The sequence below is a fragment of the Mesorhizobium sp. L-8-3 genome (assembly GCF_016756615.1).
Lineage (GTDB): Bacteria > Pseudomonadota > Alphaproteobacteria > Rhizobiales > Rhizobiaceae.
Window position 1 is genome coordinate 3884868 of record NZ_AP023262.1, and the last position, 24454, is coordinate 3909321.

A 24454-nucleotide genomic window follows, 5' to 3' on the forward strand; every position below is an offset into this window, starting at 1 on the left:
CCGCGAGCAACGGAGGAGATGAAATGAGCATTTCGAAGCGAAGCGCTGTGGTCAGCGCAATCCTGGCGGGCGCGACGATCCTGTCGACGTCGGCCGCGTTCGCCCAGGTCTCGGGCGACATCATCAAGATCGGCGTGATGAACGACCAGTCCGGACCCTATGCGGACAATGGCGGCCCGGGCGCTGTCGAGGCCGCCAGGATGGCCATCGAGGACTTCGGCGGCGAGGTTGATGGCAAGAAGATCGAACTGGTCATTGCCGACGACCAGAACAAGCCCGACATCGGCGTGGCGATCGCGCAGAAATGGGTGGACGAGGAAGGCGTCGATGCGATCGTCGGCGGCTCCGCCTCGTCCATCGCCATCGCCATCCAGAAGATTATGGCAGACAAGAAGAAGCCCTATATGCTCGCCGGCACCGCGTCCTCCAGCCTCACCAACGACGCCTGCTCCCCGATGGGCACGCAGTGGGTACTCGACACCTATTCGCTCGCCAAGGGCGTGATCAAGTCGATGCTGGCAGCCGGCAACGACTCCTTCTACTTCATCACCGTCGACTACACCTTCGGCAAGCAGTGGCAGGCCGACGCGACGAAGTTCATCGAAGAGGGCGGCGGCAAGGTGCTGGGTTCGGTTCTGCACCCGTTGAACACGAACGATTTCTCGTCGTACCTGCTCCAGGCACAGGCGAGCGGCGCGAAGGTGATCGTTCTGGCGAATTCGGGCGCCGACTTCGCCAACGCCGTGAAGCAGGCGCAGGAGTTCGGCATCCAGGCCGGCGGCCAGCAGGTTGTCGCGCTTGGCCTGCAGATCAACCAGGTCCACGGCATCGGCCTCGAAGCCGTCAAGGGCATGTCGCTGGTCACCCCGGGCTACTGGGACGTGAGCGACGAGACGCGCGCCTTTGCCGACAAGTTCAAGAAGCGCTTCCGCGACCGTGTTCCGAACGAGACCATGTCGGGCACCTACAGCGCGATCACGCACTACCTGAAGTCGGTCAAGGAAGCAGGCACCGACGACGGCGAGAAGGTTGTCGCCAAGATGCACGAGATGCCGATCAACGACTTCCAGATGAAGGACGTCAAGATCCGCGCCGACGGCCAGGTGATGCGTCCGATGTTTGCGGTGACCGTGAAGGCGCCGGCGGATGTCAAGCAGCCCTACGACTACTACACCGTCACGGCGACGATTCCCGCCGAGGACGTGTGGCGGCCGGCGAGCGAGAGCACCTGCCCGCTACTGAAGACGCAGTAAAAGCCTCCCAGGGCTCGGGCGGGGGCACTAACGCATGTCTCCCGAAAGTGGGTACCGGTTTCGGGACAAAGACATGCGTCAAATCAAAGACCTGCAGCGTGTTGCGTGAGTTCTTCTTCACGCAGCACGCTGTAGCCCCCCGCCACCGCGGGGACGAGAGCGAACCGAAATGACCCTAGATGTGCGCTGTATATCCGAACGGCCGGACTTCCTGGGCGAGAGCCCGGTCTGGGACGCCGACAACAACTGGCTTTACTGGGTCGACGGTTTCTCGCGCCTCGTCCGTCGCTGGGAACCTGCAACCGGGTCGTTCCGCGAATGGTCGACGCCGTCTATGGTCGGGTCTGTCGCGCTCGGCCTGGGAGACTGCGTCGTCGTCGGCCTGGTCGATGGCATCTTTTCGCTGGATCTCGGCAATTCTTCGCTTGCGCCGCTCCTGAAGCCGGAGCCGGCCGATCCGCTGGTGCGCTTCAACGACGGCAAGACCGATCGCGACGGGCGTTTCCTGTGCGGCTCGATGGGCATCCATGCCGATCCGCGCGGCATCCTCTGGCGCATCGACGCCGCCGGTCGCCGCGACAGTCTCGCCGACGGCATCCGCATCTCCAACGCGCTCTGCTTCAGCCCCGACGGCGCGACCATGTATTTCGCCGACAGCCTGGATCGCACCATACGCGCCTATCCCTATGGCGCCGACGGCGTCGGTGAACCGACGATCCTCGTCGACACGGCGCAGTGGAATTCCGGTCCGGACGGCGCCACCGTCGACAGTGACGGCTGCATATGGGCCACCCTGGTTCAGGTCGGCAAGATCGCCCGCATCACGCCCGATGGACGGTTGGACCGGATGATCGATGCGCCCGTCGACCTGCCGTCCTCGGTCGCCTTCGGTGGCGATGACATGGCGACGCTGTTCGTCACCTCGATCAAGGACTCCGGATCCGGCCGCGCCGTCTCCAAACATCCCGACGGCGGCAAGCTCTTCGCGATCGACGGCCTCGCCGCCCGCGGCATTGCGGAAGCGCGCTTCGGACAATCCGCGCTCGAGAACAACAAGACGGAAGCCGCCTGAATGCTCACACGCACCGAATCTCTATCCGCGCTGCTTTCGCCGTCCTCGGTGGCGCTCGTCGGCGCATCCGACGACGTCACCCGCATCGGTGGGCGGCCCCTGCGCTACCTGCGCGAGGGCGGCTTCGCCGGCGCTGTCTATCCGGTGAATCCCCGGCGCGACACGGTGCAGGGGCTGAAGGCATATTCTTCCATCGGCGCGCTCCCCGAAACGCCCGATGTCGCGATCCTGGCTGTTCCGGCGGCCGGCACGGTGCAGGCGGTGCGCGAATGCGCCGAGCGTGGCACGAAGGCAGCGATCGTCTTCACCGCCGGGTTCGCCGAGACCGGCGACGAAGGCCGGGCGCTACAGGACGAGATGGTGTCGGTTGCCCGCGCCTCGGGAATGCGGTTGCTGGGACCGAACTGCCTTGGCGTGTTCAACTCCTCCATCGGCTTCTACGGCACCTTCTCGGCGATGCTCGACACGGGGCTCGTGAAGCCCGGCCCGATCGGCATCGTCTCGCAGAGCGGGGCCTATGGTTCGCATCTCATGTATCTCGCGCGCCTGCGCGGTCTCGGCATGAGCCACCTGATCACCACAGGCAACGAGTGCGACATCGACGTGGGGGAGGCGCTGCGCTGGACGGTCGAGCAGCCCGACATCAACGTCGTCATGGCCTATGCCGAGGGCATCAAGGACCGCGACACCTTCATCGAGGCGCTGGAGGTGGCGCGCCAGCGCCGCAAGGCGATCGTCTTCATGAAGGTCGGGCGCTCCGAAGTCGGCGCGCATGCGGTGAGCTCGCACACCGCCGCACTTGCCGGTTCCGACGCGATCTTCGACGCCGTGTTTCGCCAGTACGGTGTCTGGCGCGCCTCGACGACGGCAGAGCAGCTGGACATCGTCGCGGCCTGCGCGCGCGGCGTCTATCCCAAGAGCAACTCGCTCGGCATCTTCACCATGTCCGGCGGCTTCGGCATCCAGATGGCCGACGACGCGGAGGTCGCCGGCCTGGACGTCAAGCCGATGCCTGAGAAGGCGCAGGAAGAGCTGAAGGCGATGCTTCCCTATGCCTCGCCGCGCAATCCGGTCGACGCCACGGCGCAGGCCGTCACCGACCTGCCGCTGATGACCAGCTTCATCTCGGCGATGCTGGAAAAAGGCGACTACGGCTTTTTCGCCGGCATCTTCGGCAGCGGTCCGGCCAGCCCGACCTTTTCCGGCAAGCTGCGGCAGGCGCTGGAGACGGCGGCTACGGCGTCGCGCGACACGATCATGACGCTGACGATGACAGCTCCGGACGAGATCGTGCGCACCTATGAGGACAAGGGCTTCATCGTCGCGCAGGACGGTTTCGCGCTGATCAGGACGCTCGGAGCGATGGTGCACTTTAGCGAGAGCTTCGAGCGTGCCGGAAAGGCCGCCGCAACGGCGCCCCTTCCGGCGCCCGTCGATCTCGGGACGGATGCGTTGAGCGAACTCGCCGCCAAGAAGATCCTCTCCGAGGCGGGCATCACCTTCCCTTCGGACCGGCTTGTGCCGCCAGGCGGAGACATCCGCGCCGCGGCCGATGCGGTCGGCTACCCGCAGGTGCTCAAGGTCGTTTCGGCCGACATCGCTCACAAGACCGAGATCGGCGGGGTCATCGTCGGCGTGAAGGACGCGGACGAGGCGGAGGGCGGCTTCGCCGCCATCCTTGCCCGCGCCGCCGAGAAGCGGCCGGATGCGCGCATCGACGGCGTGATGGTCGCGCCGATGGTAGCCGGCGGCGTCGAGACGATCGCGGGCGTCGTGAGCGACCCGGTCTTCGGCCCCGTTGTCATGTTCGGCCTGGGGGGCGTCTTCGTCGAGGTGCTGAAGGACGTGACCTTCCGTGTCGCGCCGTTCGACACGGTCGAGGCGCATCGTATGATCCGCGAGATCCGCGGCTACGCGATGCTGGAAGGCGTGCGCGGCGCGCCGCCGGCCGACGTCGATGCGCTCGCCGAGATGCTTTCGGCGCTGTCGCGCTTCGCCGCGGCCAACGCGGACCGGATCGACAGCATCGACCTCAATCCCGTGCGTGTGCTGGAAAAGGGCAAGGGCGTGGTGGCGCTCGACGCGCTGATCGTGCCGCGCGGTGCCGTGGTGGAGGGCCATTGAGATGGAAAGCGCGAAACTGCAGGAACTGCTCGACCGTGAGGCGATCCGCGACTGCCTCTACCGCTATTGCCGCGGCATCGACCGCGCCGACGAGGAGGCGCTGCGCAGCTCGTACTGGCCGGATGCGCACGACCGCCACGGCGCCTATGTCGGCTCCGCCGAGGGCTTCATCCAGATGGCGCTCGGCGTGTTCAAGACCGGTCCGCGCAACATCCACCAGGTCTCCAACATCCTGATCGAATTCCAGGGCCCGGCGCAGGCCGCGGTCGAGACCTATTTCACCGCGCTGCAGCGGGCGCCCGACCGCGAAGGGGTGATCCGCCAGGTGCTGCTCTGCGGCCGCTACTGCGATCGGTTCGAGAAGCGCGGAGACGAGTGGCGCGTCGCCGACCGCACCGTGGTCTACGACTGGGTCGAGGAGCAGACGCCCCCGGACAAGACGGAAGTCGACCGCTTCGGCCTCCGTCAGCCTATCGGCTGCGCTCGTCCGGACGATCCGGTCTATGCGCTGCTTTCGGCCAAGGCGAACGCCACCGCAACCGACTGATGGTCGAGATGATCGCCTTCCCAGCCCGAAGCGAAGCCGTCGGCGAGGCCGAGTTCAAGATCGCCATGCGGCAGGTCGCGGCGTCGGTCGCGATCGTCACCGCCCGATCGGGCAAGCTGCGCAACGGCCTGACAGCCACCGCCGTCTGCTCGGTGGCCGCGTCGCCGCCGACCATGCTCGTCTGCATCAACCGGAGCGCTTCGGCCGAGCCGCTGATCCAGGAGAGCGGCGCCTTTGCGATCAACTTCCTGACGGACGGGCAGCACGGGATCGCGCGCCTCTTCTCCACGTCGAAGTTGGCGCCGGAGGATCGCTTCGTCGAAGGTACATGGGGCAGCCTGGAGACCGGCGCGCCGGTGCTTGAGGGAACCGTCGCGAGCTTCGACTGCCGGGTCGAAAGCCAATTGTCGTCCGGCACCCACCACATCTATCTCGGCCGCGTCGTCGGCGTGACGTCGCTCGACATGGACGTGCTCCTTTACCGCGACGGCTCCTTCCGTCGGCTCGAGTCGGCCGGATAAACGCTTCCGATGGGAGGATCTGAAATGGGCAACGCAACACGCATTGTCGTCGTGACCGGCGCCGCCGGTGGTATCGGGCGCGCGCTCGTGGAAATCCTCGCCGCGGACGGCGACACGGTAGTGATGGTCGACCTGCCGGGCACAGGGGTCGTCGAGCTGGCGAAGTTGCTCGGCGGCGGCCACCTCGGCGTCGAATGCGATGTGTCGCGCGAAGGCGACGTGCTCGCCCTGTTCGCGAAGGTCGACGCTGCGTTCGACCGCGTGGACGTGCTCGTCAACAACGCTGCGCTCGGCCCGACCATGACGCCGACTGTCGAGACTTCGGCGGAACTGTTCCGCAAGACGCTCTCGGTCAACCTGATCGGGCCGTTCGTGATGGCCCGCGAGGCGGCGCGGCGCATGCGGCCGGGTGGCGCCATCGTCAATATCGCCTCGCTCGCCGGCGTGCTTGGCAATCCGCGCCGCAACGCGTACTCCGCGTCGAAGGCGGGGCTGATCTCCTTCACCAAATCGCTCGCCTGCGAGTGGGCGCCGCGCGGCATCCGCGTTTGCGCCGTCGCCCCGGGCTATGTCCGCACGCCGATGGTGGCCGAGCTGGAACGCACCGGCAGGGCCGACATCCCGGCGGTCCGCCGCCGCGTGCCAATGGGCCGCATGTGCCGCCCGGACGAGATTGCGCGCGCGGCGCGCTTCCTTGCCTCGCCCCAGGCCCACTATGTCACCGGCTCGGTGCTCGCCGTCGACGGCGGCTGGGTCTCCTTCAACCAGCCCGGCGACGCGCACCCGCCCGTCGACGGCGCGCCGGCGGAAGAGTTCGCCCGGCCCGAGCCGTCGACCGCGCCGCGCATGGTGGTCGTCACCGGCGGTGCGGACGGCATCGGTGCGGCCGTTGTCGCGCGCTTCGCCGCAGCGGGCGACACGGTCGTCATAGCTGACCGGAACGCGGCTGGCGCGCAGGCCCTGGCCGGAAAGCTCGGAGCCCCGCATCTCGGCCTGGCGGTCGACGTGGCCGACGAGGCGAGCGTGGTCGGGCTGTTCGCAGAGATCGCGCACCGCTTCGGCAAGGTCGACCTCCTCGTCAACAACGCTGCCGTCGCCGACACATTCACGCCGGCGTTCGAGCAGAAGCCGGAGCACATCGAGCAGGTGCTGGACATCAACCTGACCGGCGCATTCCTCTGCGCCCGAGAGGCGCTCAAACTGATGCCGGCGGGTAGCGTAGTGATCAATCTCGGTTCGATCAACACCTTCCTGCCTTTCGCGCCGCGCCACGCCTACGGCGCCTCCAAGGCGGGCATCGACATCCTTACGCGTTGCATGGCGGCCGAACTTGGGCCGAAGGGCTTCCGGTTCGCGACCGTCGCGCCGGGCTACATCCGCACCCCTGGCGTCGCATCGCTGGAGACCTCGGGCCGCGTCGACCTCAAAGCGGTACGCCGCCGCATTCCCATGGGCGATCTCGGCAGGCCGGAGGACATCGCCGACGCGGCGTTCTTCCTCGCCTCGGCGGACGCTTCCTACATCAACGGCTCGATCCTCTATGTCGACGGCGGCTGGACGTCGTTCGGCAATGCCGGCAACGCCAGCGAAGACGACGAGGACGACGTGACCTCACGGGAGGCCGCGGCATGATCGTGCAGTACTCTTCCCAGGGCGGGCTTGCTCTCGCCGAAGCGGAGGATTTCCGCAAATTCAAGGTGCTCCTGCGCGGCTCCTTTTCCTCGATGCGGCCGGTCATCGAGGGTGTGACATTCGTCGACGACGACAACGCGCTGGTCGGCATCGACGTCGTGCCGGCTCTTCCCGGCGCGCCTGCCGGGGCCGCCTGGCTCGCCGGCTATGCGAAGATGGTCGAGGCTGCCGGCAAATATGGCTGGATCGACGAAGAGGCACGGTCGATCCGTTCCCATGTCGAGCGCGAGGCCTGACGACCGCATCGCCCCATCAGAAACCCGGACAGGAAAAGACCAATGGAATTCGGTGTGTTCATCCTCGCGCAGCAGCGGGGCTATCATCAGTCGTCCCGGACCGTCATCGCCAATTCGGTCCAGCAGACCATCGCGGCCGAAGCCGCCGGCTTCGATACGGCCTGGTATGCTGAGCATCATTTCAACAATTACAGCCTCGTTCCTTCGCCGCTGATGATGGTCGCGCATTGCGCGGGACTGACCAGCACCATCAGGCTCGGAACGGCGGTCTGTGTACTCCCGCTCTATCATCCCAATCGCCTGCTCGGCGAGGTCGGCTTCGCCGACACCGTGTCCAACGGCCGCCTCGAACTCGGCGTGGGGTCGGGATACCAGCAGTTCGAATTCGAACGCTTCGGCGTCAATGTCGACGAAGCGCCAGCCGTCTTCAACGAATATCTGGAGGTGCTGCAGAAGGGGCTGCGTGAGCGCATCTTCAGCTTCGAGGGCCAGTATCTACGGGTTCCTCCCACGGCGATCAGCGTGCGTCCGGTGCAGAGTCCGATCCCGCCGATCTGGCTCGCGGCCGGCAGCACGAGAAGCATGGGCCGCGCGATACGGGAAGGCCACAATCTCTTCGTCACGGCCCTGCTCGGCGGGCTCGACGATATCAGGTCGCTGCGCGGGACGATCGAGCAGGCCGCGGCGCAGGAAAAGCGCGACGTTGCCGATACCAAGATCGGCTTCCTCCGCTGCGCTTTCGCCAGCGACAACGATGCCGACATCACGAGCTATATCGAGAACGCCCGGTTCCAGCGCCGGCTGTCGGAGAGCCTGCACCAGCGCAGGCAGCAGAGCTCGGACGGCTATCTGATGGCGGAGCAGCCGAGCCCGAACGACCTCTCCCTGGAGACCATCCGCGCCAACATTCCGGTGGGCAGCGTCAACCAGGTCATCGATCGGCTGCTCGAGGAGATCAGTATCCTGAAGCCGAACCACATCGCGCTGCAGACGCAACTCGGCGACTTCGATCAGGCGACGATGCTGCGTCAGATCGAGCTGTGGGGTGATCGGATCATCCCGGCCATCAAGCGCGAACTCGGCGGTGAGGCCGTGGCGGCTGCCTCGCAAGAACCTCTGCGGGCCGGCGTCCGCTGAAGCGAGGCGATTTCGGATCTGAGGCAAGAGGCGGCGGCGCGAAAGCCGCCTCTCCGACGCTTCACTCCGTGTCACGCCCGAAAGCATGACGCAACTCGCCCTTCGCCCGCTCCAGCACCTTCTTACGCTTCGCCGGAAGATTTTTGCCCGCCCGGTTGATGTAGAAGGTCAGCATCGACATCGCGGACCGGTAGGGCTCCGACTTCCTTTTCTTGCTTTCCTCGGCCGAGCGCTTGAGTGACAGGGCGATCCTCTTGGGGTTCCTGGACGCATTTAGAACTTTGTGCGTCTCGCCTCCGGCAGAAATGAAGTGTTCGTGGGGGACGCGGAGGCGCTTGAGCGGGTTTCGGCGCAGGGTCGGGAATTGACATATGCAAGGCATATGTTACCATATTTACCTCACTATGGAGGCGCCCCATGACCCGCACCGTGTCCATCTTTCGCAACAACCGCAACCAAGCGATCCGTCTGCCCAAAGATTTTGAGTTCCAGGGGGTGACCGAATTGACCATTGAGCGGCAGGGCGACACGATCCTGCTGCGTCCCGTCCGGCCGGACTGGCTATCGCTCATGAAAGAACCGCTTAGCGATGCGGATTTCCTCGACGAACGGCCCGAGTTGATCGAAGAGGGACGGTTCTCTCTTGATGATGACGGGAAGCATTGATGCCGGCCATCTATATGCTCGACACCAATATTTGCTCATTCATCATGCGCGAACGTCCAGCCTCCGTTCTTGCACGTTTGCAGAACGCGGCGGAAAGCCAGCACCAGATCGTCATCTCGGTCATCACTTATTACGAAATGCTGCTGGGCACGGTCGGCCGCAATGCCTCGCCTCGTCATGCGCGGCTGGTGGATGCTTTCGTCACCCGTCTCTCCACCATCCTGCCATGGGATGCGGCGTCCGCGGAACGCGCCACAGGCATCAAGCAGGATTTGGCGGCCAAGGGAACACCCATAGGCGGCAATGATACGATGATCGCGGGTCATGCGCTGGCCGCTGATTGTGTGCTGGTGACGAACAACACCCGCGAATTCTCACGTGTGCAGGGGCTGCGGTTTGAGGATTGGGTGAAGGGGTAATTTCGATGGATATGATCATCGCATTTCTTTCCGCCAGTTGGTCTGGGCGGTATCATCGGCAGCGCCATGACGAGCCTTATGCAGGCTTGGCTATGGCGTAAGGCAGTCCGGACTTGCCAGAACGTCGCCCTTGTAACAATTTGGCGAAATGAATGCTTCGGAACGCGTGCCGGCCCCCGGCGGAACCTCACGGAGGCCAGTCGGCCGGATCGGCGCGCATGATTGCGCCTTGAAATGAGCATTCTGAAACCATGGGCCTGGCGAACGAGCGCCGCGCGCCGTCGGCTCAGGCTGAGCCTCGAAGGCACGCTGGTCTATGCCGTGGGCGACGTCCACGGCTGTTACGACGAGCTGTTGGCGCTTGAAGCTATGATCGAGGCGGATGCCGCCTTCCATTCCGGGCACAAGGTGATCGTCATGCTCGGCGATTATGTCGACCGAGGCCCTGCGTCGTCGGGCGTGCTGGAACATCTGATCGCCCCTCCGCCGCCCGGCTTCGAGCGGATCTGCCTGACCGGCAATCACGAAGTGGCCTTGCTCGACTATTGCGAGGGCCGCCTCCCGCGGGCCGATTGGTTGTCGCTCGGGGCGGATGCGACACTCGCCTCATATGGCGTCAACCTCGACTATCTCGGCCAGACCTATCGATCCTCCGGGAAGGTCGACGCCGAGATCCGCAAGCTGATACCGGCGCAGCACCTGCGTTTCCTGCGCGACCTGCCTGTCATGGTCGAGACAGAGCGCTTCATCTTCGTCCATGCGGGCATAAGGCCGGGCATCGATCTCGACGAGCAGAAGGATGTCGACCTGATCCAGATCAGGTCGGACTTCCTCGACTATCCGCACGGACTGAAGCAGTGGGTGATCCATGGCCATACGCCGGTCGCGGCGGCCGTGCCGCGAGGCCGGAAGCTGAACATCGACACCGGGGCCTTCCATACCGGGCGCCTCACCGCCGTGCGCATATGGCGCGGCAAGGGACATGTGATCTCGACCTGACGGTTAGAGCAATTCCAGCAAAAGTGCGCAGCGGTCTTGCGTCCGGAATTGCGTGAAAACAAAGAGATAGAGCATTTCCGCGATTCGGAGAAAAGCGAAAATGCTCTAGGAGGCCGCTTCCGCACTTGCCGGGCGTGCGGCGCTGGAGGCGGGGCGTCTCCCTTTCGTCAGCGCCATCAGCGGCTTTTCAAGAATCTCATAGGAGAGGACGCCGAGCAACGTGCCTGCAAGCGTGGCGGCTGCCGCCGTCGCGAACTGGCTGAACGCCAGCATGGCGGCCAGCTTGAAGACCACCGAAACCGCCAGGGCGTGCCAGAGATAGATCGAATAGGAACTGTCCCCGAGATAGTTGAGCAGGGGGAAACGGCGGACCGCACCGCCTTTTTCCAGCGTCAGCACGCCCGTCACCAGAAGCACGGCGAACAGGCCGAACAGGAATTCATGGATCATGCCGGGATAGACAGCGAGCCAGGCGAAACCGGCCGATGCGGCAAGCACGGCTGCGCCGCCGAAGAAACGGCCCGGCAGCCTGCGCGTGAGCCACAGCCGGCCAAGGGCTGCGCCGCACAGGAATTCCAGCATGATCGGCCGGGTGTAGGTGAACAGCACCGGATCGCTCGGCACTAGGACAAGGCCCGCCGCGACCAGGATGAGGAGGGCGCCTGCGAGAGCAGTGAAGCGCCGGCTCCGCGGCAGGAGAAGGACAAGGCCGAAGATGAGATAGAAGAACATTTCGAGATTGAGCGTCCAGCCCTGGACGAGCAGCGGCCACAATTCGCCGTTGCTCGGCGAGCGGTGCGGGATGAAGAGAAGCGACGCCAGCACGTGGTCCAGGGTGAGCCTGACGCGTGGGAACAGCCCGGCCAGGGCGCCGGCGACCATCACCATCGTCACCAGCCAGTAGAGCGGAGCGATGCGCAGGGTGCGGTCGCGATAGAAGCGCAGCGGCGTGGTCGGCCTCGTCTCGGCAAGGGTCCACATCACGAAGCCGCTGATCACGAAGAAGATGTCGACACCGGCGGCGCCCACGGTGAAGCGTGAACCGGTCCGGTCGGTCGCGTGATAGACGACCACGGCAAGCGCGGCGACGGCGCGAAGATACTGGATGCCGTAGAGCCGGGGCATTGGTCCAGTCATGTCGGCCGCTCCCGTCACGCCGGGTGCCGCCATGCGATGCTGGCAGGGACCGGGCGGGGCTGGCGGGCCGGCACCCGCCGCCAGCCGGCGAGTCGACCTGCCGAATAGTAGAGAAGGAAGGAACCTATGGCGTAGGGATGCATGACGTCGATCTCGAAGAAGGAACGGATGACGAGCAGGATCGCCAGGCCGGCCAGCATCAGCGCCTCCGCGCCGGAACGGTCCGTCACGACATGTCGGAGCAGCCCCGACAAGGTCCTCAGTATGATGAAGCCGATCAGCACGCAGCCGACATAACCGAGCTCGACAAGCGCCTCGATATAGGTGTTGTGGAAATGGAAGCCGCTGCGCGCGGTGATGTAGAATTCATGCCACAGGCGCTCCGCCTCGGAGAAACCCTGCACCCAATAGGCCTGATAGCCGAGGCCGACGACGGGCGAGTCCTGCGCGGCCCTCCAGCCTTCCGCCCAGAGATAGGTGCGGCCGGTCAGCGTCGAGTCCTTGCCGAACAGGGCCAGAACCAGGTCGACGGCGCCGAGGCCGAAGGCTGCGACGGCAAGCACGGCTGCCAGGACGAGCCCGAAGGCGAAGAAGGCTTTGCGGGTTCCGGGCGACAGCAGCAGCGTCGCGCCGAGCCCGATCACGGCAAGCAGCGTCACCGAAAGGGCGATGAGGGCCGTGGCCGATTGCGAGGCGAACAGGCCGTAAAGGCAGAACAGCGCCGCCAGCAGTGCCGCGGCCTTCGCAATTCGGTCCGTGGAAAACATGAAGGCGTAGGCGAAGGCGGCATAGACGCCGAGCGAAGCGAAGAAGCCGAGCTGGTTCTTCGATGTGAACAGGCCCGAAAAGCTGTAGCTGCCGTCGAGCGGGTCATAAACGAAATTGCCGAAGGCGAAGGACAGCAGCAGGACCACCGAGGTCCCCGAGATCAGGCCGACGAGCAGGGTGCGGGAGGCGATGAGGCGCGCCGCGATCAGCGCGCAGACTATGTGTGAAGCATATTGCACGCTGGCCCGCGCAGTCGCGCCGGGTGCGTCGGACCAGAACACGCTGAGGCAGGCGAAAAGGCCGAAAGCGACGATCCAGGAGAATTTCAGGTAATTCCCGAGCACCGTCCGGTAATCGATCAGGATGAGCGGCAGCCACATCGCATAATAGAGCAGGATGCTGACCTGGCCGTAACGGAAGGAATAGGCGAAGACGACGACGGAAACCGATACGGCCACCGCGCCGAACCAGTGGTTAGACGCAGGGTCGATGAGCATCGCCTTCGATATCTTCAACGATCGCTTCCTGATGGCCTGTTCGTTTGTCCGCCTGCCGGACCGGGCGGGGCGCCTGCGGCGCCCTACTGGCTGGGCGGCGGCAGTATCTTCACCTTGACGACGTCGCCGGGCAGGACGGGTGTCGTCTCGTCCGCGTCGATCTCCTTGGCCTCGCCGTCGGAGGAGCGCAGGATGACGAATTGCGGCGGAGGCGCTTCGGCTCCTGCGCTGGCATCGGGTGCGATCGATAGGGCCTCGGCCATCAGGTTGGAGTACATGGCGATCTTGAGATTCGCGGCCTCCAGGTCGGCATCCACGGATTGAAGTTCGGCAGCGATCTCGGCGGTGCGGTCGTTGCGCAGGGTGATCTCGTCCTGGGTCGCCTTGTTGATGTCCTGCTTCGCGCGCAGCGACGAGGTTCCGATGTCGAGCAACCTGCTCTCGATCTCGGCGACCGAGCGCTCCAGTCCGGAGACGCGCGTGTTCACGACGAGCCCCTTGTCGGCGAGGCCGCCGACATCGGCCAGTTCGCTCTTGGCCAGTTCCAGCTGCCGCGTCTGCGAAACCGTCTTCTTGGAGAGCGCCTCGATCTCGCTGGTCAGCAGATTCTTGAGGTCGCCCAGTGCGGAGAGCTGGAGCTTCAGGGTCTGGGCGCGTGTCGCCATGACGTTGCTTTCGTCCGTCAGCAGCCGGGCGAGTTCGGGGCGCTCCTTCAACTCGCTGGGCAGCTTGATGTCGACCTGGTCGGTGGCCTCGGCCTGAAGCCGGGCACGTTTGGCGATCAACCGGTTGCGCTGATCGATGAGCACCGCATGATTGCCTTGGGCGTTGATGAAATCGCGCTCGGCGCGTTGTCCGTTTTCGGATCCGCGACGGATGCCGCCGGCAATGCTGACCGCCTTCAGCACGGTGAGGTCAGGCGCATAGGGATATTTGCCGGGGGCCTCCACGTCGCCCGATATGAAGAAGGGGCGATACTCCGCCAGTTCCACGGAGGCTTCCGGCCGGTCGAGCAGTCCGAATTTCTGCTGCAGCTTCTCGCCGATCATGGCCGCGATCTCGGCCGTCGTCTTGCCGCTGGCCTCGGCCTCGCCGATGAAGGGCAGGGACAATGCGCCGGAAGGGCCCACGGTGTAGTCGCCGCTGACGGCGGACCAGTCCCTGAAGTTCCCTTCCGCCGTCTGCCACTCGACGACCTTGATCCGCAGCCGATCCATCGGGCCGAGGCGGTAGTCGTCGGCACGGGCCGCCGACGCGACACCGCCCAGAACCAGGAGCACACACAGGAGGCGGGACAGAACGGCGCGGATGGCCTGTGCGGCGGCGTCGGACTGTTTCAGGCTCCCGCGCCTGCAGGGGAAAGGATTGGTCATTCTCGGACTGCCCTTTGCTGTTCGCGGATCAGGCGGCCTTCAGCGCGCCGATCTCATGCGAGCCGCGACGCGCGGTCCACGGCTCAATAGCTTCCCCGCGACGAGCAGACCGCGGGGATCGTCTTCATGATGATCAGGAGATCGGCGGAAAACGACCAGTTCTCGACATAGTGGCGGTCGAGCGCGACACGGCTGTCATAGGATACGTCGTTACGGCCGCTGATCTGCCACAGGCCGGTCAGGCCGGGTCGCGACTTCAGATAGAAGACTGCGCAGGAGCCGTAGATGTCGAGCTCGTCCTTCACGACCGGACGCGGACCGACGATGCTCATGTCGCCCTGCAGGATATTGATGATCTGCGGCAGTTCGTCGAGGCTGAGTTTGCGCAGTACCTGGCCGACCCGCGTCACGCGCGGATCGTTCTTGAGCTTGCGGGTGGCCCGCCATTCCTCGCGGCTCTCGGGATTGCTGGCAAAATGTGCGGCGAGCACCTCGTCGCCGTTCGGGACCATCGTACGGAACTTCAGGCAGCGAAAGACGCGACCGCCACGCCCGATTCGGCGATGGCCGTAGAAGATGGAGCCTCCATCGGACAGTTTCACGAGCAGGGCCAGCAGCACGAACAGCGGGCTGAGCAGAAACAGTCCCGTGGTCGCCGCCAGTATGTCGAAACCACGCTTCACCAGTCCGCCGATCGGCGGCGTTTCGGCAGCGGATCGCAACGTGTCCGAACTCGCCCACTTCGCGGCATTTCTCATGACGCTGCTCCAAAAGGCAAATCAAAGATTGCGGTCACGGTACCAGAAAAATTGTGCATTGCAACATAGAGTCTTTTTTGCAGGTTGAACATCGTTTGCTTCAGAAATGACTGGCATTTCGCCAGCCCGTGCACAATCATTGTCTGAAATGACGCATTTTATAGCAGGTTGTTCTTGTGAAGTTTGCAAACTTGGAGGTGATGCAGCATGGACCAATTCTCCTCAAGTGTGGAATCAAATTGTCTTTCGCCACGGGCGGGATATTTGATCGTGGCCGTCACAAAAATGTTCCATGCAAGGTCTTATGCGCGTTCTGATCCAACGTGTGCCCATGAGCGCTTTCAACCGTCGCAGGCAGCCTCGCCCCGCCGTGCGACCCGGCTCGCGCCTTGCCTCGATACACCACTTAATATATCCTCAAGTCTCGTCTGTTATGCTTCTCGGAAGCTGCGGACGCCGGGAGTTGCGCCAGTAGAAACGCACCCCGAGGCGAGACTGCTGACGTAATGGGGAGTGAATTGTTGTCTAGGTTTGGGGCTCATTGCGAGCTTTGGCCGATGGGGCGGCCATGAATGTCTTTGCCACGTTTCCTGATTGGAATGTTTTCCGTGCTGGTGGTCTTTGCGATATCGACCTATGTTGCCACGGGGTCGATCGGAAGGACGCTTGTCCAGACTCTTATCTGTGCCGTCCTGCTGCAACTCGGCTATTTTCTGGTTGTGCTGTTCCTCGTGGCACGCGAAGGCCGCAAGCCGGAACGGGAAGACACGGAAATCCGCGGCGGTGAGCCTGCGCGACTGCCCGAGACCGAAAGCTTTTTCGGACGAATTCGGCATCTCACCGACTTTCTGCGGTCGCGTTATCCGTAGTCCCGGGTGGGTGGGTCGTCGACGGTTCACCTGACGCCCCCCGCGATTCTTCCGAACGCGTTTGCAAGCGCCTTGCGTGCCTGCGGCAGCAGAAGCATCAGCAGGAGCGTCACGGCGTAGTTGAGCACGATCGCCACTGCGACGGCGACCATGTCCGAACCCGATGTCATCTGGGCGGGCAGCGAGCTGAAAATGCCCCAGGAAACCAGCGCGGCGGCGATGAAGAGCGCCTGCACGATCAGGAAGTCGCCGGCTGTAACCGGCCCGACGCGATGCAACAGCACCGCGAGCACTGGAATGCGCAGGATATAACCGCTGATCGCATAGGCGGCGGCGACGCCGACCGCTCCCCAGCGCATGCCCACGATGAAGGCGGCGACGGCCACGGCCGAAGAATATACGCCCCAACGAAACATCGTGCCGGTCTTGCCCTGGCAAATGAAGATCCAGCCCGTCGTGTTCGAGATCGGCTGTGTAAGGCTGGCGATGCCGAGCCAGGCGAAGATCGGGGCGACGGCGAGCCAGCGTTCGCCAAAGAGCAGGCTGACGACCTGAGAAGAGGTCATGGTCAGCGCGGCGATGCCCGGCGCAGTGACGGCCGCTAGCAGCCAGTTGGTATCCATATAGATGCTGCGAAAGCGCTGCTTGTCGTCCTGGATGCGGCTCATCAGCGGTATCATCAGGCGTGTCAGCGGCTGGCTGATGTTCTGAAGTGGAAACAGCATCAGCTTGTAGGCGCGGTCGTAGTAGCCGAGTTCGGTCGCGCCCGAGAATTTTCCGATCAGGATGGTGTCGAGATTGCGGGCGAAGAAGTTGACCAGATTGAAGCCGGTCAGATTGGCGCCGAAGGAAAGAATCTCCCGGTCGATCCTGAAGGAGGGTTTGCCCGGCCGCCATCGCGCCACGCGCCACGCGGCGGCCAGAGCCACCAGCGCCGATACCGCCGGTCCGATCACAAGGGACCAGTAGCCCAGCCCCGCCAGGGCGGCCGCGACGGTCGCGGCCAGGCCCGCAACGGCGGTAACCACGTCGTTGAGCGCAAGTTGACCGAATTTCAGCCGCCGGTTCATCAGGGCGAGCGGCAGGGCAGCGAGGCTGCCGAGCAGCAGGGGGGCAGCCGCGGCAAGCGTGATACCGGTCATGCGCGCATCGCCATAGAAGACCGCGACGGCCGGGGCCAGGGCGGCAACTGCCAGGCTGCAGCACAGGCCGACAAGCGCGCTCACCCAGAACACGTGGTTGAGCTGCCGCTGGCTGATCTCGCTGCGCTGGATGACGGCCTGCTGCAGGCCGAGATTCTGGAACAGGCCGACAAAGGCCACGACCGGCCCGACCGATGCGACCAGGCCGAAATCTTCCGGCGCGAGCAGGCGCGCGAGAACGACGACGGACAGGAACTGGACGGCGATCTTGATACCCTGCGCCCCGCCGGTCAGCAGCCCGCCGCGCAGCGCGATCCGCCCGAACTGGCCGGGTGCGGCATTCATGCGGCAAGCCTCGCTCCGGCGAGCCGCGTGAGGATGCCGGCGAATTCCTCATCCAGCGTCTCAGCGTTGAAGTCGGCTTCGACCTTTGTCCTGGCCGCCGCGGCGATCCGCTCGCAAGCCTCCGGATTGCTCGCGACCCATCCAAGCCTCTCCGCGAGTGTTTCGACATCGCGTTCGGGCGCGAGGAAACCGGTCTTCCCGTCTTCGACGAGCTCTGGAATTCCCGAATGCCGGGTGCTCACCACGGTGAGGCCTGCGGCCATCGCTTCCATCAGGGCCACCGGTATCCCCTCTATGTCGCCGTTGCCGGCGGTGACGCTGGGCAGGACGAAGCCGTGGGAACGCCGCAGCCACTGCTTCACGTCGCCATGAGGAAGGCTGCCCAGGAAGGAGACGCGTGCTGAAATGCCCAGCTCCGCAGCGAGACGCTCCAGTTCCGCGCGCAGCGGGCCGTCGCCGATGATTGTGTAGCGCCAGTGGATGGCCGGATCCTTGGCCAGCCGGGCGAGGGCGCGCAGCGCGAACTCGACGCCTTTCTTCTCGGCCAACCGGCACACCGTTATCAACTCCAGGGGCATTCCCTGCCACGATCTCCAGCGATAGGGAATCTCGGTGATGTCGATGCCCATATGGTGCACGGCAACGCCGGCGTCGGGGGCCCCCGCCTCGATCAGCACGCGGCGGAAGAAGTCGTTCACCGTAAGGCAGAGCGCGCCGTGGCTGAACAGGTCGGAATAGCGCGACAAGCCTGCTTCGCGGATCGGCACACCGACGTCGTAGCCATGGAAGACGGTGACGAGGGGTGGCTTCAGCACGCCCCGTTTCTTCAGCCGCGCCACACGCGCGCCATTGTGGCCGAAATGGGCGACGACCACGTCGCAGCCATTGAGGTGCCTTGCAAAGGTCGCGTCCAGGGCGGTCGAGACCTTGTCGCGGAGTTGCGCGGGCAGGCGCGGCATGGCCGGCCGCAGCCGGGCCGCCGGCCCCCACCAGTCCCGCGTATTCGCCATCAGCGTGGCCAGTGGTTCCTGGCTGCGGTCGACATGAGCGTCGCCGGCAACACCGTTGCAGACAACCTCGACCTGGAAGCCGCGCCGCATGAGACCGGCCATCTGGCTGATGACGAAGGTTTCCGACAGTGACGGAAACTTGCCGACGACAAAACCGACACGCATGGAGATCAGGCCGCGAGCGCCTTCGAACGGTCGGCCGCTCTTTCCAGCACGTCGAGGAACGCCGTGAACTGGCGGCTCGGATGCAGTTCAGGCCGCTTGGAGAACTGGAGGGCATCGGCGGAGAGGCGGGCATAGTAGGCGTCGTCGGTCCACATGCGCTTCAGCTCCCGCACCCAGTCGTCCACGGGCGCATCATAGTCCAGCGTGACGCCGCCGGCGCCGACAGCCTCGGGCAGCCCGCCACGGGTCGAGCCCAGCACCGGGATGCCGCTGCAGTGCGCCTCGGAGGCGACGCGTCCCCAGGCTTCTTCCCATTTGCTCGGCGCCAGCAGGATCCTGGTCCGGCCATAGACCGTCTTCATGTCGCTTGTCCGGTCCTCGAGCGCGACGTTGCCGAACGGCGCGATCCTGGCCTCGATCTCGGCGCGATGCTCCTTGGCGAGCTTCCAGCTCTCCTGGAACAGGAACGGGATCTCGGGGCACCGCTCGGCGATCTGCACCGCCAGTTCGAAGCCCTTCTCGTTGTAAGGGTTGATGAAGGTTACGACTTCGCCCGTCGTGGGCGTTGCGTAGAGGCCCGGGTCGATCGTCGGCGGGATGACGGTGGAATCGATGCCGAAACGGTTCTTGTAGCTCCGGGCGGTGAATTGCGAATTGGCGATGTAATGGGCGGGGCCGAGTTCGGAGAGGTCGCCGCCGAGTTCGTGGAATTCGACATTCCGAAGATAGATCACGACAGGCACTCCGGCATCCTGCAGCGCTTTGCCGAGCGGCACCGACTTGTGGCACTGCACGACCGCCACGTCGGGCCTTAACCGCGAGACCGCGAAGGGAACCGCCTCCCATGGAAACCAGGCGCGGACGACCGGGTAGCCCGGGAAATTGTCGATGACGGCGCGCTCGCGGAAGATCTTCATCTTCAGCCGCGCCTTGATGCCGAAGACGCCGTCGCCGAACAAGGCGGCGAGCACGCTCGCGTCGTGGCCGTCATTGCGCAACTGCGTCACGAGATGATGCGTGCTTGACTGCACGCCGCCGTGAAATTCCGGATAGTACCCGTTCCCACCCGCGAACAGTATCTTCATGCCGGTCTCCTGTGGGCTGCGGCCGTCCGATTGGGAGGTTCGGAGCCGCGGTTCCATCTTGTCGTGCGCGGCATCGGCCCGATGCCTTCGCGTTTCAGTGGCCCGCCGCCCCGCAGTCCGACAGGGCGCCAAGCAGGCTGGCGTGGCTTCGCCCACGCTTCACCCGCTTAGCTTCTTCTTTTGCCGCAGGTTCTTGTCGGAAAACCGTGGGACACTTTTCCGAACCCTGCCTAGCCTGCTTTAGCCCCGCGGGTCGCCTTGAGAGCGGCCCGTTCCGAGGCGGCACGCCCGATGCTCTCGTAGCGAAGGCCGTTTCGGGCAACGACATCGGGGTCATAGAGATTGCGGCCGTCGAAGATGACGGGTGTCGACAGAGACTGACGGACGAGTTCGAAAGAGGGCGCGCGGAAATTCTTCCACTCGGTGGCGATTAACAGCGCGTCGGCGCCCCGCAGCGCGGCTTCCTTTGTGCCGCACAGAAGCAGGTCGTCGCGCTGGCCGTAGATCCGCTGGCATTCCTGCATGGCTTCGGGGTCGTAGGCCTGGACGCGCGCGCCCGCCGCCCAAAGGGCCTCCATCAGGACCCGCGACGGCGCCTCGCGCATGTCGTCGGTATTCGGCTTGAAGGCGAGGCCCCACAGGGCGAAGGTCTTGCCTTTGAGGTTCTTCCCGAAAAAGCGGATCACCTTTTCGAACAGCGCCGACTTCTGGTCCTCGTTGCGCAGCTCGACCGCCTTCAGCACCTTGGCGTCGAAGCCGATGTCCTCCGCGGTCCTGATCAGCGCGCGGACGTCCTTGGGGAAGCAGGAGCCGCCATAGCCGAGGCCGGGATAGATGAAGTGGTAGCCGATCCGGGGATCGCTGCCGATGCCACGGCGAATCTCTTCGATGTCGGCGCCGAGCTGCTCGGCCAGGTTGGCCATCTCGTTCATGAAGCTGATCTTGGTCGCCAGGATGCAGTTGGCGGCATATTTGGTCAGCTCCGCGCTGCGGACATCCATGACGATGATCTTCTCATGGTTGCGGTTGAACGGAGCATAGAGCTCGCGCATGACCTCCTCGGCCTCCGCGCTCTCCGTGCCGACGATGATGCGGTCCGGCCGCATGCAGTCGGCGACCGCCGAGCCTTCCTTCAGGAATTCGGGATTGGAGACGACATGATAGGCGAGGCCCTGGCGACCGCGGCTGGCCAGCACGTCGCCGATCTTCGCCTTGATCTTGTCGCAGGTTCCGACGGGGACGGTCGACTTGCTGACGACGATCTGCGACCGGTCCATATGCTGGGCGATGGTCTCGGCGACGGCCAGCACATATTTCAGGTCGGCCGAGCCGTCTTCGTTCGGCGGCGTGCCGACGGCGATCAGCTGTATGTCGCTGCGTGCCACGGCTGCTGCCGCATCGACGGTGAAGGTCAGCCGCCCGGCGGCGTAGTTCTCGCTGACCAGGCTTTCGAGGCCCGGCTCGTAGATGGGGATGATGCCCTGCTTGAGGCGCTCGACCTTTTCCGCGTCGACATCGACGCAGACGACGTCATGCCCGACATCCGCCAGCACTGCCGCCTGGACCAGGCCGACATAGCCGATACCGAAGACCGTGATATTCATGGAGCAGCTATTCCTTCAGAAAGCGTCGGGCGTAGCCTTACCCGGTATCGTCACCGGAAAGGAGGCTGGTTGCAGGGTACTACTATACGGGAACCAGCGCCCGCCTGGGGAGTCATGTCCCGCGGCGGCGCCACGCCAACAGGCCTGCTCTGCCGCGCGGTCATTGATGTGCTTCCCTTTTGCTGCATTGCAACAGACCCTAGCGTGGTGTCGCCGAGCGTGCAAGACTGCGCTATCGGCGATTGATGAAGCAGTTCCGAAATATCGGTATGCACAAAGCATGGGCGATGCGCCGGATGCAGGCGCTGCCGCCCTTTCGGTGCTCCTGTATGCGCCTTTCGAGGTAAGTCACAAAATATTTCATCACGTTATTCGAGAGAAACATTACAACATATTTCGTGAATCGCTCCCGCCTTGAATTCGCTGGGCCGAATGACTGATTTAAGCGGCATGTCTGGACCACGACTTTACGGCCGGCGCTTCGTGATGCATCTTTTCCTTCGCAGCTGCAGCAAATTGCCCGCGGAGCTTTGACATGACCGAGCGTCCAATATGCGTCGTCATCGCCGCCCGGAACGCCGCGGGCACCATCGCCGCGGCGATCGCGTCGGCGCTGCGGGAGCCCGAGGTGGGCGAGGTTGTCGTGGTCGACGATGCCTCGACCGACGGCACATCCGAGGTCGTATCGCAGGCCGACGACGGCAGCGGCAGGCTGTCGGTCATCCGATTCGATCAGAACCGCGGGCCTGCTGGCGCCAGGAACGCGGCCTTCGCGCGGTCGAGGTCGCCCTTCCTCAGCATGCTCGACGCTGACGATTTCTTCATCGGCGGCCGTTTCGGCCGGCTGCTGGCCGCCCGGGACTGGGATTTCGTGGCCGACAATATTGCTTTCGTCGCCGATGGGGCAGGCGAGCCGCAGGTTCCGGCTTTCCGTCCGAACCCCAGATTCCTCGGTCTCGCCGAATTCGTGGCCGGCAATATCTCCAAACGCGGCCGGCAACGCGGCGAACTAGGTTTCCTGAAGCCGGTGATTCGGCGTGAATTCCTGGATGCGGCCGGCCTCCGCTATGACGAGCGGCTGCGGCTCGGCGAGGACTATGAGTTCTACGTGCGGGCGCTCGCCGCCGGCGCGCGGTTCAAGCTCGTCGACACCTGCGGCTACGGCGCCACGGTGCGGGCCGATTCGCTCAGCGGCCGTCATCGGACCGAAGATCTGAAGCGGCTCGCCGATGCCGACCTGTCGCTTCTCGCGCTGCCGGGGCTGGCGGCGGATGCGACGAGACAGTTGCGCAGCCACGAACGTCACGTGCGAGACAAATATCGACTGCGCCGCTTCCTCGATGTGAAGGCCGGTCGCGGGCTTCGGGGTGCGGCCGCCTATGGCTTGCGCCATCCCGGCGACCTGCCGGCGATCGCTTCGGGCATCGCCCGCGACAAGCTCGACGGCCTGCGCGAGCCGCAGTCTCCAGTCAGGACGGTTCGCTATCTGCTGGAGGGCGAGCCCGCATGACCGCAGCCTGCCCGGGACCGGGTTCACATGGGTGTCTTGCCAGAAAGCATGGCGCGATCCATGCTGCCCTCATTGCCGACAAAGTGAGGGGCCATTGTCGCAGCAGGCCCCGACCGGGGTTGGGAGCGGTCCTCAGGGGCTGCGGGGCGGCAGGACACGCAGCGAGGGCCTCGCGATGAGATCCGTCTTCGGGTTCAAGACCAGAAGTGCCGAGCGCGACCAGCAGACCGACGCGGCACGATTCCAGCGTATCCGGGATGTGATCGCCGAAGTGTCGGGCGAAATGGATCGCGAGAAGTCCGGCTTCGAGAAACGGTACGGAACGGTGGCGGCCGACGCCGCTTTCCTGGTCGAGGCTATGGATAATGAAGCCTCCCCCTCGGGTGATTCGGAGCGGATCGCAACGCTCACCGAGACGCTTCGCGCCTGCGAGCGTCGGATCGCGTTCCTGAACAGGCAGATGCTGTTCATGGAGGAATGCCGCCAGTTCGTCCAGCAGTTCGTCGACGCCAACGGCATCGATGCCGGAGGGCCTGCAAAGGCCGAATGACGGATTGCCTTAAGCCGCCGCGGATCGCCCGAACCGGGCCTGCGGGGCGCCAACCCGCTGTGTTGGGAGGACGCAGCCAGATCGGAGCGAAGCCGATGCCATTGTCGTTCTCCTCGCCGTGCCTCAAATCTTGCTGGCTATCGGGCGCGCTCGCCGGCCAGGCACTGTTGTGGTGCATGACGGGGTCCGCCTTCGCCCAGGACGCGCCACAGTCCTTCGTCGACAATTTCGACAGGCTCGGCTCCGCCCGCTGGTATGTCTCGGACGGCTGGGCCAACGGGAAGCACCAGAATTGCACTTGGTCGAAGAACCAGGTGAAGGTGGCCGACGGTGTCCTGTCGCTCGGCTTCACCAAGCACACTTTCAAGGATCGCGACTATGTCTGCGGCGAGGTGCAGACGAAACAGCGCTTCGGATACGGAATCTACGAGGCCCGGTTCCGGACCCCGGCGGGTTCGGGGCTCAACGCCGCCTTCTTCAGCTTCATCGGGCCGGTCGACAAGCAGCCGCATGACGAGATCGACTTCGAGGTTCTGACCAGGGACCCTTCAAAGGTGCAGCTCAACAGCTATGTCGCGGCCAAGGGCAACAACGAGAAACTCGTTCCCGTGCCGGGAGGCGCCGACAAGGAGTTCCACGATTATGCCTTCGTCTGGGAGAAGGACAGGATCCGCTGGTATATCGATGGCGAGCTTGTCCACACCCTCGACGATCCGGCGAAGGTGCCCAGCCACCCGTCCAAGATCTTCCTCAGCCTGTGGGGCAGCGACACCTTCACCGAATGGCTCGGTCCCTTCAGCGACCCCGGCGAGCCCTTGACCATGGAGATCGACCGCGTCGCCTTCACCGGTCTCGGCGAGCCCTGCCAGTTCCCGGGATCGGTGGCCTGCAAGCTGGAATAGCCAGCGCTCGCTTTTGTCTTTCGTCGCGTTGCAAAACTTGATCGAGAGGCTATGCTGCACCGCAACAGAGTTG

The 24454-nt window shown here is 64.5% G+C and carries 23 protein-coding genes and 1 pseudogene; 15 read left to right on the forward strand and 9 right to left on the reverse strand.

The annotated features are described in order from the left end of the window. Positions 1-23: 23 nt before the first annotated feature. The 8 genes from JN302_RS18145 to JN302_RS18180 all read left to right on the forward strand — a co-directional run bounded on the left by JN302_RS18145 (position 24) and on the right by JN302_RS18180 (position 8582). The gene (locus JN302_RS18145) at positions 24-1253 is read left to right on the forward strand and encodes an ABC transporter substrate-binding protein (protein WP_202333972.1); all 1230 of its coding nucleotides are present in this window, start codon (positions 24-26) and stop codon (positions 1251-1253) included. 169 nt (positions 1254-1422) lie between these two features. Continuing rightward, the gene (locus tag JN302_RS18150; RefSeq protein ID WP_202333973.1) at positions 1423-2325 is read left to right on the forward strand and encodes an SMP-30/gluconolactonase/LRE family protein; all 903 of its coding nucleotides are present in this window, start codon (positions 1423-1425) and stop codon (positions 2323-2325) included. Next, positions 2326-4449 carry an acetate--CoA ligase family protein gene (locus JN302_RS18155; protein ID WP_202313945.1) on the forward strand — a complete coding sequence of 708 codons (2124 nt, stop codon included), beginning with the start codon at positions 2326-2328 and terminating at the stop codon, positions 4447-4449. It abuts the gene before it with no gap. Position 4450: 1 nt separating this feature from the next. Further along, positions 4451-4996, forward strand: coding sequence for a nuclear transport factor 2 family protein (locus JN302_RS18160; RefSeq protein ID WP_202313946.1), 546 nt, complete (start codon positions 4451-4453; stop codon positions 4994-4996). Next, complete coding sequence (locus JN302_RS18165; protein ID WP_202313948.1) at positions 4996-5517, forward strand: flavin reductase family protein; 522 nt, start codon at positions 4996-4998, stop codon at positions 5515-5517. Before JN302_RS18160 ends, JN302_RS18165 begins: the two co-directional genes overlap by 1 nt. A 24-nt stretch (positions 5518-5541) precedes the next feature. Then, a complete protein-coding gene (locus JN302_RS18170) occupies positions 5542-7149 on the forward strand; it encodes an SDR family oxidoreductase (RefSeq protein WP_202333974.1) in 1608 nt (535 codons plus the stop codon). After that, a complete protein-coding gene (locus tag JN302_RS18175) occupies positions 7146-7445 on the forward strand; it encodes a hypothetical protein (protein ID WP_202313952.1) in 300 nt (99 codons plus the stop codon). Before JN302_RS18170 ends, JN302_RS18175 begins: the two co-directional genes overlap by 4 nt. A gap of 42 nt (positions 7446-7487) precedes the next feature. Next, entirely contained in the window at positions 7488-8582 is a 1095-nt protein-coding gene (locus tag JN302_RS18180; protein ID WP_202313954.1) for an LLM class flavin-dependent oxidoreductase, read from the forward strand. Between the two features lie 61 nt (positions 8583-8643). Here JN302_RS18180 and JN302_RS39170 read toward each other — a convergent pair. Beyond that, positions 8644-8844: pseudogene (locus JN302_RS39170) on the reverse strand (DUF3175 domain-containing protein); the annotation flags it as partial. A 155-nt stretch (positions 8845-8999) separates the two neighbouring features. On the opposite strand from JN302_RS39170, the gene vapB reads away from it, so the two are divergent. From vapB to JN302_RS18200, 3 genes are all read left to right on the forward strand, one after another. After that, the gene (gene vapB, locus JN302_RS18190) at positions 9000-9248 is read left to right on the forward strand and encodes a type II toxin-antitoxin system VapB family antitoxin (protein WP_202333976.1); all 249 of its coding nucleotides are present in this window, start codon (positions 9000-9002) and stop codon (positions 9246-9248) included. Further along, positions 9248-9667: a type II toxin-antitoxin system VapC family toxin gene (locus tag JN302_RS18195; protein ID WP_202313961.1), complete on the forward strand. Its 420-nt coding sequence runs from the start codon at positions 9248-9250 to the stop codon at positions 9665-9667. Before vapB ends, JN302_RS18195 begins: the two co-directional genes overlap by 1 nt. A gap of 234 nt (positions 9668-9901) precedes the next feature. Continuing rightward, positions 9902-10666: a metallophosphoesterase gene (locus JN302_RS18200; RefSeq protein ID WP_202313963.1), complete on the forward strand. Its 765-nt coding sequence runs from the start codon at positions 9902-9904 to the stop codon at positions 10664-10666. 105 nt (positions 10667-10771) lie between these two features. On the opposite strand, the gene JN302_RS18205 is transcribed toward JN302_RS18200, so the two are convergent. The 4 genes from JN302_RS18205 to JN302_RS18220 form a co-directional block, all read right to left on the reverse strand. Then, complete coding sequence (locus tag JN302_RS18205) at positions 10772-11791, reverse strand: acyltransferase family protein (RefSeq protein ID WP_202334327.1); 1020 nt, start codon at positions 11789-11791, stop codon at positions 10772-10774. Positions 11792-11817: 26 nt separating this feature from the next. Next, positions 11818-13086 carry an O-antigen ligase family protein gene (locus tag JN302_RS18210; protein ID WP_202313964.1) on the reverse strand — a complete coding sequence of 423 codons (1269 nt, stop codon included), beginning with the start codon at positions 13084-13086 and terminating at the stop codon, positions 11818-11820. Positions 13087-13151: 65 nt separating this feature from the next. Next, a complete protein-coding gene (locus JN302_RS18215) occupies positions 13152-14441 on the reverse strand; it encodes a polysaccharide biosynthesis/export family protein (protein ID WP_202313965.1) in 1290 nt (429 codons plus the stop codon). Between the two features lie 83 nt (positions 14442-14524). Then, positions 14525-15199: a sugar transferase gene (locus JN302_RS18220; protein WP_202313966.1), complete on the reverse strand. Its 675-nt coding sequence runs from the start codon at positions 15197-15199 to the stop codon at positions 14525-14527. A 572-nt stretch (positions 15200-15771) separates the two neighbouring features. On the opposite strand from JN302_RS18220, the gene JN302_RS39635 reads away from it, so the two are divergent. After that, the gene (locus tag JN302_RS39635; protein ID WP_202313967.1) at positions 15772-16068 is read left to right on the forward strand and encodes an exopolysaccharide production repressor protein; all 297 of its coding nucleotides are present in this window, start codon (positions 15772-15774) and stop codon (positions 16066-16068) included. A 26-nt stretch (positions 16069-16094) separates the two neighbouring features. Here the strand turns inward: JN302_RS39635 and JN302_RS18230 are convergent, their stop codons facing one another. The 4 genes from JN302_RS18230 to JN302_RS18245 all read right to left on the reverse strand — a co-directional run bounded on the left by JN302_RS18230 (position 16095) and on the right by JN302_RS18245 (position 21419). Beyond that, positions 16095-17555, reverse strand: coding sequence for a lipopolysaccharide biosynthesis protein (locus JN302_RS18230; RefSeq protein WP_202333977.1), 1461 nt, complete (start codon positions 17553-17555; stop codon positions 16095-16097). Then, positions 17552-18730: a glycosyltransferase gene (locus JN302_RS18235; protein ID WP_202333978.1), complete on the reverse strand. Its 1179-nt coding sequence runs from the start codon at positions 18728-18730 to the stop codon at positions 17552-17554. The genes JN302_RS18230 and JN302_RS18235 overlap by 4 nt, the downstream gene beginning before the upstream one ends. A 5-nt stretch (positions 18731-18735) precedes the next feature. Beyond that, the gene (locus tag JN302_RS18240; protein ID WP_202333979.1) at positions 18736-19815 is read right to left on the reverse strand and encodes a glycosyltransferase; all 1080 of its coding nucleotides are present in this window, start codon (positions 19813-19815) and stop codon (positions 18736-18738) included. 230 nt (positions 19816-20045) lie between these two features. Next, on the reverse strand, positions 20046-21419 hold the full coding sequence (locus JN302_RS18245) for a UDP-glucose dehydrogenase family protein (protein ID WP_202333980.1): 1374 nt from the start codon (positions 21417-21419) through the stop codon (positions 20046-20048). A 535-nt stretch (positions 21420-21954) separates the two neighbouring features. Here JN302_RS18245 and JN302_RS18250 point away from each other — a divergent pair. The 3 genes from JN302_RS18250 to exoK all read left to right on the forward strand — a co-directional run bounded on the left by JN302_RS18250 (position 21955) and on the right by exoK (position 24381). Beyond that, complete coding sequence (locus JN302_RS18250; RefSeq protein ID WP_202333981.1) at positions 21955-22929, forward strand: glycosyltransferase family 2 protein; 975 nt, start codon at positions 21955-21957, stop codon at positions 22927-22929. A 175-nt stretch (positions 22930-23104) separates the two neighbouring features. After that, positions 23105-23479, forward strand: a complete 375-nt coding sequence (locus JN302_RS18255) for a hypothetical protein (protein ID WP_202333982.1) — start codon at positions 23105-23107, stop codon at positions 23477-23479. A 95-nt stretch (positions 23480-23574) separates the two neighbouring features. Next, the gene (gene exoK, locus JN302_RS18260; RefSeq protein WP_446720732.1) at positions 23575-24381 is read left to right on the forward strand and encodes an endo-1,3-1,4-beta-glycanase ExoK; all 807 of its coding nucleotides are present in this window, start codon (positions 23575-23577) and stop codon (positions 24379-24381) included. The last annotated feature ends 73 nt before the right edge of the window (positions 24382-24454 follow it).

Bases quoted from the DNA above. Each gene is read 5' to 3' on its own strand.
- JN302_RS18145 (WP_202333972.1), top strand. From the start codon at position 24: ATGAGCATTTCGAAGCGAAGCGCTGTGGTCAGCGCAATCCTGGCGGGC.
- JN302_RS18150 (WP_202333973.1), top strand. From the start codon at position 1,423: ATGACCCTAGATGTGCGCTGTATATCCGAACGGCCGGACTTCCTGGGC.
- JN302_RS18155 (WP_202313945.1), top strand. From the start codon at position 2,326: ATGCTCACACGCACCGAATCTCTATCCGCGCTGCTTTCGCCGTCCTCG.
- JN302_RS18160 (WP_202313946.1), top strand. From the start codon at position 4,451: ATGGAAAGCGCGAAACTGCAGGAACTGCTCGACCGTGAGGCGATCCGC.
- JN302_RS18165 (WP_202313948.1), top strand. From the start codon at position 4,996: ATGGTCGAGATGATCGCCTTCCCAGCCCGAAGCGAAGCCGTCGGCGAG.
- JN302_RS18170 (WP_202333974.1), top strand. From the start codon at position 5,542: ATGGGCAACGCAACACGCATTGTCGTCGTGACCGGCGCCGCCGGTGGT.
- JN302_RS18175 (WP_202313952.1), top strand. From the start codon at position 7,146: ATGATCGTGCAGTACTCTTCCCAGGGCGGGCTTGCTCTCGCCGAAGCG.
- JN302_RS18180 (WP_202313954.1), top strand. From the start codon at position 7,488: ATGGAATTCGGTGTGTTCATCCTCGCGCAGCAGCGGGGCTATCATCAG.
- vapB (WP_202333976.1), top strand. From the start codon at position 9,000: ATGACCCGCACCGTGTCCATCTTTCGCAACAACCGCAACCAAGCGATC.
- JN302_RS18195 (WP_202313961.1), top strand. From the start codon at position 9,248: ATGCCGGCCATCTATATGCTCGACACCAATATTTGCTCATTCATCATG.
- JN302_RS18200 (WP_202313963.1), top strand. From the start codon at position 9,902: ATGAGCATTCTGAAACCATGGGCCTGGCGAACGAGCGCCGCGCGCCGT.
- JN302_RS18205 (WP_202334327.1), bottom strand. From the start codon at position 11,791: ATGCCCCGGCTCTACGGCATCCAGTATCTTCGCGCCGTCGCCGCGCTT.
- JN302_RS18215 (WP_202313965.1), bottom strand. From the start codon at position 14,441: ATGACCAATCCTTTCCCCTGCAGGCGCGGGAGCCTGAAACAGTCCGAC.
- JN302_RS18220 (WP_202313966.1), bottom strand. From the start codon at position 15,199: ATGAGAAATGCCGCGAAGTGGGCGAGTTCGGACACGTTGCGATCCGCT.
- JN302_RS39635 (WP_202313967.1), top strand. From the start codon at position 15,772: ATGTCTTTGCCACGTTTCCTGATTGGAATGTTTTCCGTGCTGGTGGTC.
- JN302_RS18230 (WP_202333977.1), bottom strand. From the start codon at position 17,555: ATGAATGCCGCACCCGGCCAGTTCGGGCGGATCGCGCTGCGCGGCGGG.
- JN302_RS18235 (WP_202333978.1), bottom strand. From the start codon at position 18,730: ATGCGTGTCGGTTTTGTCGTCGGCAAGTTTCCGTCACTGTCGGAAACC.
- JN302_RS18240 (WP_202333979.1), bottom strand. From the start codon at position 19,815: ATGAAGATACTGTTCGCGGGTGGGAACGGGTACTATCCGGAATTTCAC.
- JN302_RS18245 (WP_202333980.1), bottom strand. From the start codon at position 21,419: ATGAATATCACGGTCTTCGGTATCGGCTATGTCGGCCTGGTCCAGGCG.
- JN302_RS18250 (WP_202333981.1), top strand. From the start codon at position 21,955: ATGACCGAGCGTCCAATATGCGTCGTCATCGCCGCCCGGAACGCCGCG.
- JN302_RS18255 (WP_202333982.1), top strand. From the start codon at position 23,105: ATGAGATCCGTCTTCGGGTTCAAGACCAGAAGTGCCGAGCGCGACCAG.
- exoK (WP_446720732.1), top strand. From the start codon at position 23,575: ATGCCATTGTCGTTCTCCTCGCCGTGCCTCAAATCTTGCTGGCTATCG.